Origin of the sequence: Nocardia sp. CNY236 (assembly GCF_000482385.1) — a bacterium.
Classification (GTDB): Bacteria; Actinomycetota; Actinomycetes; order Mycobacteriales; family Mycobacteriaceae; genus Nocardia.
Genome location: NZ_KI519396.1, coordinates 87,475 through 102,682, shown reverse-complemented (window position 1 = coordinate 102,682; position 15,208 = coordinate 87,475). Strand labels below are relative to the sequence as shown.

Genomic DNA, 15,208 nt, shown 5'->3' with positions numbered 1-15,208 from the left:
CGGGCCGCGCAAGCCACGACCGCTTCCACTACCGACCGTGTGCCCTCAACTGATAGAGCCCTTCGGTCTCTGCGACAACCACGCCGTCGGCATCGGTGACCACAGCGCGCAGGGTGAAGTCGGCCTTCCCCTTCGCGGCCGCCTCTGCTGCAATCCGGGTGATCTCCTCCTGCGAAAGCGTCGCCTCCGCCCGCACGTCGGTCTTGGCCGCCTTCCGGAAGAAGATGTGCAGATCCTTCACCAACGGATAGAAGGCCGAGTTGTCGAAGCTGGCGATTGCTATTGCTCCACCCAGAATTTCGGCAACAGTGAACAGCACGCCCGCATACATTGCACCGAAGTGATTGCCGTTGCTTTCGACGGGCACCGACGTGGCGGCGAACCCCGGCCGTACATCGACTGCCTGGACCCCCATCCGGTGCACCGGCGGCATAGCGGATTCCAATGCCCCGTTGATCATGTCCTTGAACGGAGGAGTTTCGACGTCGCTCATGCGCAACAGCCCTTCTCGACGGAGGTGGCCAGCACCTCGATGTTCTTGCCTCGTCCACTTCGGCGAACCTCACCGAAGCGTAGGCGCTCACGGTCAGCGCAGTCAGATTACTGGCAGAACGCCAACAATCTGTCCAGGGACATCCCGGCAGCCGCTATCACTGGGTCGTCGAACGAACTCTGGTGGCCTGTAGGGCGGACCGGCCAGCACGCGGAACGTTCTCGACCGCCATCGTCCATGGCTACTCCGGATCCTCAGCGAACCAAGCGCGGGCAGTGACCAGGATCGCTATGTCAACGAGAAGACCGCGCGCGCTTCATCTGCCATGAACTCGCCGCTTTGCCCTGCTGCTGTAGGGCTTTGATCCAATCTCGCGCTATCCGATGCGGCACGTCGTAGTGTTTCGCGACCTTCGCGGTACTGCCCAATCGCCAGTAGTTGACTGCGAAATCTGCTGGCATCCCCATTTTTTCAGCACGTGCAGCGGGGACTGTCGTGTGCTGAGCAGCCATAGCCGGTGCCGCCGATTCAGGCGCCGCCGACGCTGTGACAGCGTCCTCGCTTTCCTCGATGGATTCTGGCTTCTTCGGCGCCTCGACATCGATGGCGTCGGGCTCGGTCTTTGTTCCCGACAAGACAAGTGCGGTTCTGACGAACAACGAGAAGTCGATCGTCCCCAATTGATGCGGCACCACCGTCCCTGCTTCGACGGACGTGTGCACTTCGACGATACGAGCCTTGCCATCGACTATCTCGACAGTCGCGGTCGCGAGAGCATCGTCCGAGTTGGACTCGGAGATCCGGATCGTATACATATCACCCATTTCTCCCATGCCATTTCACTTCGACAATGCCCCTACCGTCCCTCAGCGCTGATTTCGATCTTTTTCAATCGGCCGACCCATCCTTGAGCGGTGTGACGAGGTACGTCGTAGAAGCGCGCCAGACCGGTGACCGTCCCGATTCGGTCGAGATTGTTGCGCAATTCCTTGGGATCGGGCATCTTCCGATACCTGCGCCCGGCGCCAGCGAGCTCATTTGGCCTCGACTGTGCGGTGGGCATGGCAGTCGCGGCGGACGAAAGGTCGCGAACCGAGTCCGACCCGGGTGTAGAAGGAATCGACGATTCCGGAATCGACTGCATGACACTCGACGATTCTTTCGCTGCGCTGTCGAACAGCGCCAATTGAGACTCGGAACTCCGTGCGGACGCGGTCTCGGCAAGGGCCGACACTATCGCCGCGAGGTCGATGGCCGGAAGGTTCTCAGATGTAAGCCCGTCAGGACCGTCGAAGCGCACCGATGCTCCGGTCACGCGCGGTCTCGGCTCACCAACTCTCACATACAGAGTCATCCGAGGTTCGCCTCCGTTCGTGCCGCGCCCCTCGCCCTGTGCCCGGACCGCACGGCGAGAGATCACCACGGTGTACTCGGTGTCGTCCATCGATCCTCACATCACGTCGGAACCATATGTCCCCCCTCGCGCTGACCGAGCATCCGCCGGTCCGGGCTAGAGTACCCGCTGCCTCCGACACATCGACCGGCAGAGAACTCCGCGTATCGCCGCGAAGCTGCCTTGTACGTCTGTCCAGAGCCATCCACGGCAGCGACCACCCGCAGATCCACGACATGAGACCGAACCGAGCACCGACCGGCCGCGTCCGATACCTCTGAAAGCGACGGAGCGCAGACCCCGCACGGGCGGCGTCACTGTGTCTGTGGATCGATGGCGAGCTCGGGCAATCCCGCAACGATGGCAGCGAGGTTGTACCCGGAGCGGTGGAGACGGCCGGTGTCCCGATCGATACGCGCGTACTCCGAATGCCCCGAGGCGCTGGTGTACGTCGTTCCGTCGAGCACGGTGATCGCCTCGGTGCTGAGCGGAATGATCCAATCCATCTCGTTGGGGTTGTCTCCGAAGCCGTCGAGCTCCGCGAGCCGATCACCGGGCGCAGTCATTTGATACACCCGACCCGCATCCACCTCGAGATCCGCTGCGGAATCGACAACCTCGCCGAACAGAAGTTCCCTTCCAAGTCCTGGCGACCCGTAGAACACGACATCGTCGACCGCACGCCCGCGTTCCTGGAGTGCCAAGCTGGTCACCAACGAACCATACGAGTGCCCCAAGGCCGTGATGTGCGGATCGTTACGAACGCTCGCGACATCGAGACCCTCGAAGAACGACGCCAACGCTGACGCTGCCTCCTGGGCCCGCACCTGGAATGCGGCATGAACGAGATTCTGTGGTGGGTCGTAGCCGATCCACGCGATCGTCGCAACCGCCTCCTCTCGACGCCCTGCGTCGATCAGTCGAGCTTCGGCTTCGGTTTTGAGGGCGTCGGCTTCGTCGAGCATGCCACCCAAGGAATCCCGTACCGTCGTGTTCAGTCCTGGGGTGGTGACCGACACATGGGCGGCGGTGTCCGGGTCACCGACAGCCGCCACGACGCGTACGTGCCGACCGGATTCGACATCGAGCGCCATCAACACACGGGATGCACCGTTGCGCCGTGGTGCGATCGCACTGTCGATGGCGTCGAGGTCGGCGAGCCGTTGTCGCCTGTCCTCGAGGGCGTCGCCCGGATTTCGAGCCCGCGTGACCGAACCGTCCGCCTCTAGGTGGCCTCCCGACGACGGTGATGCCTGCTGCAATTCGTCGATTTCACGTGTGAGACGGGCGTGCTCGAGCGACAGTGCGGTGCGGTTGGCTCGGTCGCGGGCCGAGGCGGGCACACCGTCCAAGCCGCCGACCGCTATCGGCTCCATGGTGATCATCGCTTGCTGGTGTCGAGTGGTCAGCGAGTCCCACCAGCGGCGGTTTTCCGCCGGACCACCGTCCACCGGCGGCGGCACGACCGGCACACCGGGTGGGGTCGTCGCATTGCCGAACGAATCCGATGCCGGCAGCACGGCACAAGCCTCCTCGATCGCGGTACATGTCCGATTGTCCCTCTCGGCAGCTTCCGTAGCCCGGTAGTACCGCCTGCCCCTTGGCATACACCTGGCCGAAGCGTTCACGCATCACATCGGCAGTATCGCCACGAAAGGTGTTGTGAGAGTTGCCCACATTCCAGTTCTGCGTATCCAGGTGCGCGCCCGACTCCAGCGCCTGCCGATCCCACTCTCGAGCCAGAGCCGTCAAAGCATCAGCGCGCCACGCCAGTACCCGTGACACGGAATGCCCCCCCGCTCGCGCTACTCGGCGCCCCGTCGATGCGGAGAGTCCTCCGGTGCACGATGACCGTCGAGAAAAGCGGCGACAAGGGACCTGGGGTCGAACTCCGAAACGACCATGTCGGCTCCCGCGCGCGACCACAGCCCGAACACCATCAGCGGCGCAAGGAGCGTCACCAATTGTTGCAGCGGATCACCGGGCGCGAGTCGGCCTCGATCTTGGTGAGTTGTGATCACCTGCACCGCGTTGAGCACCTGCGGCGCGAGCGCAGCGACGGCGGCGCGTAGCTCCGGATGACGCGGCATCTCGACCAGCAGGGTACCGACAGCGCCTCCATATCTGCGGTTGGTCTCGGCGTAGGCGGTCACCAGAGCGACAAGATCGGCCGCGACGTCGTCGGAGGCGGCCACTCGAGCGAACGGCGCTGTGGTGAGCACTCGAGTCAGCGCAGTGTTGATCAAGGCGGCCTTCTTGCCGTAACGACGAAACAGCGTCGCCTCGTTGACACCGGCTCGAGTGGCGATTTCCAGGGTTGTGGTCGACCGGTACCCGCGCTCGGCGAAGACTGCGACCGCCGTGTCGAACAAGCCGTCGACATCGATGTATCTGGGCATACGCCTCCAAACCTCGTATCCGTAGCAGATGGTCGCCGACCTATTGCAAGTATAGACTTGCAATAGGGGGTGGCCGGATGAGGTCGGAGGATCGGAGGTGGACGATGACTCGGCCGGAGCAACTACTGCGCGACCATGACAGGTTTCCCACCGAGAAGTCGCGGCGCTCGCTGCTGTGGCATACAAAGCTGCGGCTGCAGTTCACGGGCTGGCTTCAATATCTCCCGACCGGCATTGTCGCGATCGCATTCCTGGCCGCCGCAGTCGTCGGATGGCTGCTCGGAGCCTGGCCTGCATTGTTCTGGTCGACACTGTCGATCGGGGCGCTGGTGCTGGCCGCGACGGTCTTCGATGTCATCACCGTGAAGTACGGAGTGCGCCCCAGTGAGGCACTGCCGCAGCGCAACGACGACCTCGACATCTTCGACCTGATCCGCGCACGACGCTCGTGCCACTCCTTTCAGAGTCGTGCGCTCACCGCCAGCGACCGAGGCGAACTACTACATGCAGCGTACGAACACACTCGACCCAACCGCCTGATCGGCACCCACCCGATTCGACTCGAATACGTCGCGGCCCCGATGAGAATCTGGCCGGGCTCGGGTGCGCAGGAATTCCTCGTCGCTATTGCACCGCGACACTACGACCGCCTGACGCTGATCGACGTCGGCCGCAGCCTGCACACCGTGGTGCTGTATGCCACCCGCCTCGGCATCGCCACCTGCTGGATCGGGCCGGGCGCAGACCACAGCAGCGTCATCGAACACTTGGGTGACCGATTCGATCCCGACCGCGATCACGTGGTCTGCCTCTGTGCAGTGGGCTACCGATCATGGTTCACGCCATTGTTCGTCCGTGTCATGGAGCGGTTCACCCATCACCGCTTGCCGCTGTCTGCACTGTTCTTCGCCGATCCCCACTGCCAGCTGCCGCTCGCGGTTCAGGTCGCACCTTTCGCAACATTCGGACGCTGCTATGAGGCGTGTCAGTGGTCGCCGTCGTCCTACAACGCTCAAACCACCCGGTGCGCCGCGATAACCGCACCGGTGGGTACCGCATCGAAAGTCGTGCGATTCGACTTCTACACCACCACGACCTCGCGGTTCTATGCACCTGTGGCGCTGGGAATCTGGTGTGCGAACTGGGAAGCCGGCTGCCGAGGGCTCGGCATCCCAGGCCATTTCGCGGTCATACCGGGTGAGAGCGGCGACCATTGCGATATTACGGAACGTCCACACTACGGCGTGAGTTGGATTGCCGAGCGACGATAGTCGCGGTCCTTGCCGGCGCAGCCGAGCAATGTGCTCGAACGGACCACCGACATCACCGCACCGAAACCACCGCGAGATAGCACCGGCCGGCCGATGACCAGGGAAAGTTGACGTTCTCACATTCATGGGCGTGCGCAGAGTTCGTTGTCTACCGTCGGGACGCATGACCGAGAAGACGATCCCAATGCTGATGGCTCCGTCGATCCAGCCCGTAGCCGACTTCTACACAGCGCTGGGGTTCGAGATCACGTTCCAACAGACGGCGCCATACCAGTTTCTGAGTGTGCGGCGTGGAGGGATCGAACTGAACTTCTACGGAGATACGAAGTTCGACCCGACGACCTCCACGCATGGCTGCCTAGTCGGTACCGACGACGTGGACCAGCTCTATACGCTCTTCACGGCAGGCCTGCAGGATGCCTTCGGGTCAGTGCCCGTACGCGGGGTTCCGCGGATAGGCGCATTGAAGGACATGAGCTACGGGGTGCGACAGTTCCTGATGATCGACCCCGGTGGGAACACAGTCCAGATTGCCCAGCCGATCAGCGAGGACCAGCGTCATCGACCGTTGCCGAAGGGCACGTTCGACCGAGCGATCCACATGGGCGCACTGTTCGCGGATGCCAAGCAGGACTTGGACTTGGCGGTGAAGGTTCTGGACCGGGCACTGCATCGGACCGACGAAGAGCCGACCGCGATCCAGCTGGTGAACCTGCTGGTGCTGCGAGCAGACGTCGCGGTCCGCCAAGATGAGCAGGAACTGGCCCGGCAACTGCTGACCCGCGCCAAGGCGGTTGGGGCCAGTGGACCAGAACTGGCTGATGCCCTGCGGCGGGCAACGGAGCTCGAAGCCGGACTGTAAGTAGCAGCTAGGCAAGCCCGGCCTGAGCATCGTATTGGTCCCACACACGCCGAGAACCGCGCGTACACGGGTCTACTTGGATTGTTGTTCAAGCACTTGGCGATTGACGACCACGCCGTATCAGGGCTCGATCTCCAAACCGGTCACGCTCTCGTCGACGCTCCCACCCGCAGGTTCACAGCCATTCTGAGCAAGCCGGGACCCGCGGCTCCGGCGAATGCCGCGCCACCCGCGAATACGACCCCGATACGGGCCGCGCGGTGGGGCATGCCGTTCCGGCGGGCGACGATCACGACTCCAGCATCGACGAGGTCCATCGCAATCCCCGCCCGCAGCGTCGCGCTCCGAACCATCTCGTCGGAGTGCAGAGCGGCCGCGCCGAGCCGAGTGCCGTGGTCACACCCCACAATATCCGCGCGACACCCAGGATGGCGAGCACACGGCGTTCAGCTTCAATGCGATCCATACCCCGATCCTTCGTATGGCCGACGGCGGGCGCAACTGGCTGCCAACGGGACAGTTCCATGTCGCCCCGCCCGAATCTGGACACACCGAAGTAGCGGCATCCGAACCTCGAACTACGTGCGCTCAGGCCGATCACCGCCCGCGAGGGCCATCGCAGCTCGGTAGCCTGCTACCCGTGCCGTATACGACTGTCATCGACGTTCTGCTGCTGCTCTCCCGCGACGACCGAGTCCTACTCGCTCGGCGCCACAACACCGGCTATGCAGACGGTCAATGGAACCTACCGAGCGGCAAACTCGAAGACGGGGAAGATGTCGTAGACGCGATCATCCGCGAAACTCACGAAGAGATCGGGATCGAGCTCGACCGCGACGAGGTGCGATTTGTTTCCTCGATCCACTACAAGGCTCCTGAAGGACACAGCCGCATCGGATTCGTCTTCACGGTCGAGCGGTGGAACGGTGAACCCGCAAACCGCGAGCCCGATAAGTGCTCAGCACTGGGATGGTTCCCCCTTGACCAGCTACCTACCGACACCGTCCCTTACACCGCCGCGTGCGTGGAGCTGTTTCAACGCGGTGAGCACTTCGGGCTGCCTGGGTGGGAAGCCGCGACCCGACCACTGATGAAGTGAAGCACCGTGGCATGGGCAGACCGTTGTGTGATGCACCATGACCCACCGCGCCGCCATCGGCATTGTCAGCGAACCGAATTAAGTATGCGAGGGGCTGATGTGGTTTCTCCTGCCCTCTTCTCCCGCAGACGCTCCGATCGGGTTTTGTACCCGCCGATCCGTATCGTTCCAGTGCGGTGAAAATCGCTGCATCAGAGGGGGGATCGGTCGGTTGGGGCGGTGGTCAACGATCGACTGGAAAAGCGCGTCGCGGCGATCTAGCGGCCGGATTGGCAGTAGTTGGCCTCACCGCGTCCAGAGGGCCGCAACAGGGACGGCGCAAACGACTACGCGGAACATCGATGAGATCATCGTCCACAACGTCTGGCGCGATCCCGGCATCAGCGATCAGATACTGATCGACGCCGGGCTGGCTGGACCCGGCCACCAAGAGCGCGTTCACCGACCCACCCACCGGCGTATCCAGCTTCCGGATCCGCATCTGGGACCCGATGGATGACCGATACGGGCCAATGAGCTATCGGACCGGCGTATGGTCCACTTCCTACACTCTCGAGAAGGCCCGGCACAAGGAAAGCGCAAGCATCCTCCGAGAGACAACCTCAGCGGTCGCCAAGGGCACTACTCCCAGAGCCGACATAGACCGCAAGAACGCGCCGCTGGGGTACCGGCCGCCGGTGCATGGGCGAGGATTTGTGTCGGTGGCTGATTGTACTGTGCGGCCCATTGTTTCGGCACAACTAGATCAAAGGGATGGGATGAATGGTTGATCCGAGCACGTTGGTAGAAGCGATCCGAGTCGCTCTGGGGGACCCGTCTGTGGCGGGTATTGCCATCGAGCATGACCTAGAGCCCATTGATGGTCGCGGCTCTGCGGTGGCTCCACCGACCTATCCGTCGGCTGATGGTCCAGCGCATCCGTATTCGCCAACAGGCACGATGCCGGTAGCTTCCGAGCAGGGGTGGCTCACCGGTGTCGCGACCGGGGAGGACGGGCGCGCAGTGTCGGCGCCGTTGGTGATCCTTGACGACGTCCAGGCGCAGTCCGCGCGGGCAAGTCAGACCCTGTGGGAGTATCGCGTCGAGTTGGGTGGGTTGCCCGGGTTCGTGCTCGGTGGCGACGATGAGAATCGTCGCGCCACGGGCGCCAATTCTGTTGAGGCATTGATCGATGATGTGTCTTTGTCGTCGTGGACGGCTTCGCATCGGCACGCTGATTCGTGGATCCAGATGGCTGCGGCCAAACCGGGGGGTGAACCGGTTTGGAAGTCGAACGATGGGGGGTTGGCCGATTTGCTGACCGGGATCAACAGCACGGTCGATGCCACCACGGCGTTCACCCACGCACCGAACTCGCTGTTGTACGGCTTCTGGCTTTCTGCTGGTGTGGCCCGGATGCACCGGCAGGCCCGCGCCTACCGCACCCGCATCATCGGCTATGGCGCCGAACCGGTGTACAGTGGCGCAACCAAGGTCGATCCGCTCCCGATATCCAAGGAGTCCCGGGTAGATCGCGCGGCGTTCGGGTTCGGCGTCGCCAAGTCCGGCGGCGGAAAAGATAAGAAAGAGCGGACGGACAAGCCCTCCAATCTTGGGTTCGGCCCGAATCCCGGCAGGGTCGGGGTCCTCGGGTTCGGGTGTGAGCGAATTGCTGCGCGTGGTGCGATTTCGTTGTCATTGCTGCGCAGCCTCCAGTACGGCGGTGATTCGGCGAAACAATCCGCAGGAGCGGCAGCGCTGACCGTGCTGGGGCTGGCCGGCGATGCGCTGCTACGCCGCCGGACCTTTCTCCGGTCGGGCTGTGATCTCGTGTCCACGGCCAGCCGTTACGGATTGCGCAGGCACGGCCGCGCGGTTCCGGACTCGTTGCCGGTTGATATCACGACCGAACCGACCTGGTGGGGCGAAGCGCTCGGTGCGGCGCTAGAGGACTGTCGGGCAGCGGGCCTCCAATTCGCTGAGCCCGTTCAGCTGTATCTGTCCGAACCAGAACGAAAACTTCTGAACGAAGCGGCCAAGGCGTTGCGCACAGGAACTCCTGTAGAGGACGGTTCACAGTGATCCGAGTTCGTCTGCACAACCCCGGGCTGTGGTGGACCGCGGCACACCGGATCCCTGGAGGTGTCGAGGTGCAGTGGCCGCCATCTCCTTGGACCGTGCTGTCCTCACTGGTCGCCGGCGCCCACGCGACGCCCGATCCGGACCCTGCCCGCCAAGCGATTCAGTTGCTGGCCGCGGCATCTGATCCGGACATGTGGCTTCCCGCGGTACACCGCCATCCGGTGCAGGGTGTGTTCGTCGGAAAGACGGGTCCGCACGACGCCGAGACCCAGTGGGAACTGTTGGACGGTTCACGGGCCGTTGCCGGGCTGACCGACCAGCGAACGAAACACAAATGGCTCACCGCCCGGGCCGAATGGACCCATACCTGCGCTTTTCTCGATTTCTCGGTCGACTTGGATGACGAACAAGTTTCCGCGCTCGCCGAAGCTGCGCTGGCGACCTCCTATGTAGGCCGGGCCACAGATTGCGTCATGGTCGGCGTACTCACGCCGCACGCTGCAGGTTGGGTGGACCACACATGCGTCGACGGCCGCGCCGATCCCGAGCTCACCGAACCGGCTGCGCCGCATGAACTGTGGCAGTCGACAAACAGGTCGGGTCCGGTTCGCGCGGCCACGCCGGACATCTTGCAGGTGCTGGACCTCTGTCACGAACGCCGTCACCGCTATGGGTTGCCCAGATTGCCGGACCACGTCAAGGGTCGCCTCGTGACGTACGTGCGCCGCGAACCGGCCGACTCGACCCCCTCGACACGAGTTGTGCTACTGCTGAAGAAGGGGCGCTCCCATCAGGAAGTGATGTCCGCGCTGCCCGGCGAGCCCCTATTGCTGGGCGGAGAGAACCCCTGGGCAGTGTCGTTCGACAGCCGCGACGATGCCACCACGGCAGAAAGATCTGCGCCCAAGCTGTTTCGTGACGGACAACCGCATCCTCGCCACATTGACCGCTACTACGGTCGCCCTGCCTGTTCCTGGACATCGGTGGTGCCGCTGGTGGCTCATCCCAACCGTCGCATCGCCGAGCACGAGATCACAACGGGCCTGCAGAACCTCGACGCGCACGGGAACGTGGGGGCGCTCCGGCCGTGCGGTCCATGCCCAGAACTGCCGCATCTGACCTTGTGGCGTGCACGGCTACGCCTGAATCAACCGTATCCCGGACCGCTTCGACTCGGACACGGTCAGCAGTACGGATACGGACGATTCCACACAGACGAGAACAAGGAAGGCTGATGGGCTTCCCGACCTTCGCTGAGTTCCACGAAGCGCTGTACGGCACAGAACCGTTTCCCTGGCAGCAAGCGCTGGCCGACCGTGTAGTCGCCGAAGGCTGGCCCGACACGATCGATATCCCAACCGGCCTCGGCAAAACCCGCACCATCACCGTCGCGGTGTGGCACCTCGCCGCCCAAATCGCTGACGGCGGGGCACGGACGGCGCCGCTACGAGTCCTGCACGTCGTGGATCGCACCACCATCGTCGACCAAACCCACCATGATCTCCAGAACCTGCACGAGGCACTGCACCGCACCTACGACGGACCCGTAGCCAGAGTGGCGTCGGTGTTGCGCGAGGCATTCGGTACACCGTTGGTGATCACCAAACTGCACGGCGGCGCGGCCGGCAACCAGGAATGGGTCGCGGTGGACAAGCCCACTGTCGTCACCATGACTGCACACCAAGCCGTGTCACGCGCCCTGTTCCGAGGCTTCGGTGTCTCGCCCGCCATGGCGCCGGTTCACGCTGCGCTGCTCGGTATGGATTCCCTGATCTTGCTGGACGAACCACACCTTTCGGTCGCCGCGCTCTCGACTCTGCGTGCGATGAAAGAACACCAGCAGGGGCATGAGCTGGGTGTGCCAACAGGCAAGACCGTGCAGATCGGCGCCACCGTCCCACCTCTCGAAGGCGGCACCGTACATCGGATCACCGACACCGACCGAGCACACACCGCTGCCTCGACGCGGCTGGAAGCGCCGAAAACCCTCGCACTGCACCCATGTAGCGGGACCGACAAGGCCGTAACCGACACCGTCGTCAGGGTCGCACGCATCGCCCTAGCTGGTACCGAGGGATCTGTCGCAGTGGTTGTGAACACCGTCGATACAGCTCGCTGGGTTCACGCTGCACTGACCTCCGGCCGTAGCCCGGCTGCACCGGAGAACGGTTCGTTGCTGGTGATCTCTCGTATCCGTAAGCACGAACGAAAGCACCAGGACGGCCGTCTCACCAGCCATATGATGCCGCGGCTGTTGGTGGCCACACAGACGGTCGAAGCCGGAATCGACTTCTCCGTGCCGACGCTGGTCACCGAGATATGTGACTGGCAAGCTCTGACGCAGCGGCTGGGTCGGCTAAACCGACACGGTGAATTCGACAGCGCTACAGCACATGTCGTGATACCTGAAAAGCCTCGCCCGGGGACCAAAGCAGTATATGGGGAAAAGCCCGCCACCGCGCTCGCCGCACTGCTGACGAACCTCGGGGAAGGAACCGATCTGTCGCCCCGTGCACTCACCGACATCACGACAATGCAGGCGAACGCGGTCCAGCACGCAACCCGACCGGCGCCACCGACGCCGACGCTCATCGGCGAACTTCTGCCCACGATCGCGCATTCTCGTCCGGTTCCGGCGGCCGATCTGGCTGTACAGCGTTACATCACCGGTATCCCGGACACCGAACGCATCACCGACGTGACCGTGCTGTGGCGCAACACCCTCGACCCTGAGCTCGCCCGCTGGATGCCACCCGACCCCGATGAAACCGTGACCGTGCCTCTGGCCGCGGTGAACGCGCTGATCGCCAACCGAACTCCTCGGGGGAAGCCTCGCGTCTCCGTGATCGCCGATGACGGAGAATCGGCCCTCGATACCGCCCCGTCCACGTGGTTCGTCCACCGGACCCAGCCACCACCGGCTCTGGTCTTCGACGGCAAAGCGTGGGTGGGGGTGTACTCGCACCGAAACATCGCCCCTGGCGCCACCGTCATCCTGCCCAGCAGCATCGGCGGCCACGACGCCACCGGGTTTCATCCTGCCTCCACCACACCTGTGTCGGACTTGTCCGCGATATTGCGATGGCAATCAGGACGATGGTGGCACGCCGACAGCAACAGTCTGCCAACCCTCGGCATCGACGTCGAGGGCATCGACCTGGACGAACTGACCGAACTCTGCGGTCGGAACCCCGACGAGATCGATGAACTCTTGCCTCAGCTCCTACCGGAACACCAGTTGGGGCCCGTACAGTACGGTCCGGTCACCGACACAGGTGTGTGGCTTCGCGCACCCGTGGACGAACGCGACGAACACCTGGTCACCCTGGGTGACCATGCCGCGCAAGTCGCCACCGAAACCGACACCGCCGCAAAGCGAGTCGGGTTGGCGTCCGATACCACCGCACTGCTGGTCAACGCCGCCTACCACCACGACGACGGCAAGCTCGAGCCGATGTTCCAAGCCGCCCTGGGCGCAGAACCGGACGATCCACCGCTAGCGAAACTCGCCCCCGGCGCCACCTTCCGCAGACACCTGATCCCGCCGGGCTGGCGACACGAGTCTGCCTCCCTCGCCCGCAACCATCAGGAAGCGAATCCACTGGTACGGCACGTGATCGCCGCACACCATGGCTGGGCCAGACCCCTGCTCCCTGCCGCCGAAGGCCCAGATCAAGCGCTCCCCACCGCCAACGACTTCGCCCTACTCAACCAAAGGTATGGCGTATGGGGCCTGGCGTGGCTGGAAACCGTCGTGCGGCTGGCCGACCACCGCGCCAGCCGACACCCAGAAAAGGGGCACACCCCGTCCGACTATGTCTGCACCCACGCCACACCCCGTATCGACGCCGTGAACAACCACTCCCCGATCGAACTGACCGGAATACCGGTCGACTCCGCACTGGCCTGGTGGGCCACGGCCGGGGCACTGGCCGCCGCCACCGACCTCGACCCCCATGCGGCCATCACCTACACGCCTGGCCTCGTCGGCCCGATCGCGACAATCCACACCACAACAGCCCTGGACAGCATCGCCAACCAAACCACCGTAATCGTAAGCGAACTGGGCGCCTACCACGATCGGCTGGCGATCAAGAACGAGAAGCCCTCGGCGGACTGGGTGCGAACCACTCTCGCCGGAATCGACACCACCGGACCGGCGCGACAGATCCTTGCCTCGCTCCTCAACGACACCGCCACGGCCGATGAAAAAGGCAAGACCCCACTACGGACCGTGTGGATCCACAACAACTCGACTCTTATCGGCGCTGTCGTGAAAGCCAGCCATACAACCGAGCAGATCACCGACGTACTCACTCGACAAACACCACACCAGTACGACGGCGGCCACCACTTCGGCATGACCCCCCAGTCCGGCACCACAATGATCATCTCAGGCATCCCCGAGAAGAACATCCGCTCACCACTGCAATCGCTGCTATTCGCCGCCACCGCACGCCTCCCCGCCACCGGAGGCGCGCGACCGGCAGGACAGACATACACCGGACGAATGCACCTACCGCTACCACAGCGACAGACGAGCTGGATCGAACTCATCGCGCTGCTCCAAACACTCAGCGCCGACAAACGACCCTGGCGAAGCGTCAGCGTGGACCACTTGCCGTACCAACGCACGGCACTCGACCACGCGAAAAGCCACGCCTGGGAACTCGCCGAGGAGACGACGTGACCGCCACCGACCACTTGATCCGCACCACCTCGCACATTGCCGAGGAAATGAGCATCGACCGGGAAACCGGACACCGCATGACGATGTCTCTGTTTCCTCATATCGACAACCCTGCCGCCCGAGCCGCCTGGAACGTGCTCTGGACCGTCCTCCCCGGCTCGACAGTATTGATCCGCACCACATACACCGGAACACTCCGGCTGCCCGACTGGGTCAAACAGTACAACCAGCGCGCCACGACCCAACGCTCCACCGGCGATCATGTGAACTTCACAGTCGAACTCGCCGCCCTCCGCACCCCACACGTCCATGTGGATCCGGCCGTGCACACCGAACTCAAAGCGGGCGCCGACGGCACACCAAACCCACCCGGCCAGGGAAAGGCATACCGAGCCAACAAGGTCCCGGTGTCCCGCGGCGAACTCGACAAATGGCTGGCCACGAAACTCGCCCGCCACGGGGTCGCGCCCAAACACATCCAAATCCACTGGTACCGCACCATTCGACTAGCAGCCCACCGCGACTCACTCCCCATCGCCCGAATCCACACCACCGGATCCATCACCGACGCAGACAACTACAACCAGACCAAACAGGCAGCCCGCAACATTGGCAAAGGCAAATCCTACGGCGCAGGACTCATCGCCGAAGACAATGAAACTGAATGAAAACCCCCTATCTCGCCAGCATCAGTGCAGGTCAAGAAGTGTCGTTCCCGCGTATGCGGGGGTCGTCCCTCGTGAAGGGCGGTACCACTATCGGCCTCAGCGATCAGGTACTGATCGACGCCGGGCTGGACCCGGCCACCAAGAGCGTGTTCACCAACTTGGCACGTCGCGGCCGAGGGTACGGCCGATCAGGTTGTCGTAGCGGCCACCGCTAGCGACCAAGCTCGACATACCCGCACAGGACATTCCGAAGATCTGGCTGGTATGCAACA

The 15,208-nt window shown here is 63.5% G+C and carries 13 protein-coding genes; 7 read left to right on the top strand and 6 right to left on the bottom strand.

From position 1 onward, the window contains the following. Positions 1-28: 28 nt before the first annotated feature. The 5 genes from K940_RS0125720 to K940_RS0125700 form a co-directional block, all read right to left on the bottom strand. On the bottom strand, positions 29-493 hold the full coding sequence (locus tag K940_RS0125720) for a YiiD C-terminal domain-containing protein (protein ID WP_028479819.1): 465 nt from the start codon (positions 491-493) through the stop codon (positions 29-31). 293 nt (positions 494-786) lie between these two features. Next, positions 787-1,317 (bottom strand): hypothetical protein, encoded by a 531-nt coding sequence (locus tag K940_RS0125715; protein ID WP_028479818.1) that lies wholly within the window; start codon positions 1,315-1,317, stop codon positions 787-789. A gap of 32 nt (positions 1,318-1,349) precedes the next feature. Further along, positions 1,350-1,937 (bottom strand): hypothetical protein, encoded by a 588-nt coding sequence (locus tag K940_RS31270; protein ID WP_028479817.1) that lies wholly within the window; start codon positions 1,935-1,937, stop codon positions 1,350-1,352. A gap of 263 nt (positions 1,938-2,200) precedes the next feature. Continuing rightward, the gene (locus K940_RS30470) at positions 2,201-3,406 is read right to left on the bottom strand and encodes an alpha/beta hydrolase (protein WP_051407549.1); all 1,206 of its coding nucleotides are present in this window, start codon (positions 3,404-3,406) and stop codon (positions 2,201-2,203) included. 285 nt (positions 3,407-3,691) lie between these two features. Next, positions 3,692-4,285: a TetR/AcrR family transcriptional regulator gene (locus K940_RS0125700; protein WP_028479816.1), complete on the bottom strand. Its 594-nt coding sequence runs from the start codon at positions 4,283-4,285 to the stop codon at positions 3,692-3,694. A gap of 104 nt (positions 4,286-4,389) precedes the next feature. On the opposite strand from K940_RS0125700, the gene K940_RS0125695 reads away from it, so the two are divergent. Further along, entirely contained in the window at positions 4,390-5,556 is a 1,167-nt protein-coding gene (locus K940_RS0125695) for a nitroreductase family protein (RefSeq protein ID WP_028479815.1), read from the top strand. Positions 5,557-5,719: 163 nt separating this feature from the next. Continuing rightward, positions 5,720-6,418, top strand: a complete 699-nt coding sequence (locus tag K940_RS0125690) for a VOC family protein (protein ID WP_036530348.1) — start codon at positions 5,720-5,722, stop codon at positions 6,416-6,418. Between the two features lie 143 nt (positions 6,419-6,561). Here the strand turns inward: K940_RS0125690 and K940_RS30465 are convergent, their stop codons facing one another. Further along, the gene (locus tag K940_RS30465; RefSeq protein WP_155981127.1) at positions 6,562-6,825 is read right to left on the bottom strand and encodes a hypothetical protein; all 264 of its coding nucleotides are present in this window, start codon (positions 6,823-6,825) and stop codon (positions 6,562-6,564) included. A gap of 233 nt (positions 6,826-7,058) precedes the next feature. Here K940_RS30465 and K940_RS0125675 point away from each other — a divergent pair, with 233 nt between their 5' ends. The 5 genes from K940_RS0125675 (at position 7,059) to K940_RS0125650 (ending at position 14,936) form a co-directional block, all read left to right on the top strand. Next, a complete protein-coding gene (locus K940_RS0125675; protein ID WP_028479812.1) occupies positions 7,059-7,517 on the top strand; it encodes an NUDIX domain-containing protein in 459 nt (152 codons plus the stop codon). A 762-nt stretch (positions 7,518-8,279) separates the two neighbouring features. Next, positions 8,280-9,578 (top strand): type I-U CRISPR-associated protein Cas7, encoded by a 1,299-nt coding sequence (locus K940_RS0125665; RefSeq protein ID WP_028479810.1) that lies wholly within the window; start codon positions 8,280-8,282, stop codon positions 9,576-9,578. Beyond that, positions 9,575-10,813, top strand: coding sequence for a hypothetical protein (locus tag K940_RS33375; protein ID WP_196812377.1), 1,239 nt, complete (start codon positions 9,575-9,577; stop codon positions 10,811-10,813). The genes K940_RS0125665 and K940_RS33375 overlap by 4 nt, the downstream gene beginning before the upstream one ends. Then, positions 10,813-14,268, top strand: coding sequence for a type I-U CRISPR-associated helicase/endonuclease Cas3 (gene cas3u, locus K940_RS0125655; protein ID WP_028479808.1), 3,456 nt, complete (start codon positions 10,813-10,815; stop codon positions 14,266-14,268). Before K940_RS33375 ends, cas3u begins: the two co-directional genes overlap by 1 nt. Next, positions 14,265-14,936: a type I-E CRISPR-associated protein Cas6/Cse3/CasE gene (locus K940_RS0125650; protein WP_028479807.1), complete on the top strand. Its 672-nt coding sequence runs from the start codon at positions 14,265-14,267 to the stop codon at positions 14,934-14,936. The genes cas3u and K940_RS0125650 overlap by 4 nt, the downstream gene beginning before the upstream one ends. Positions 14,937-15,208 lie beyond the last annotated feature (272 nt).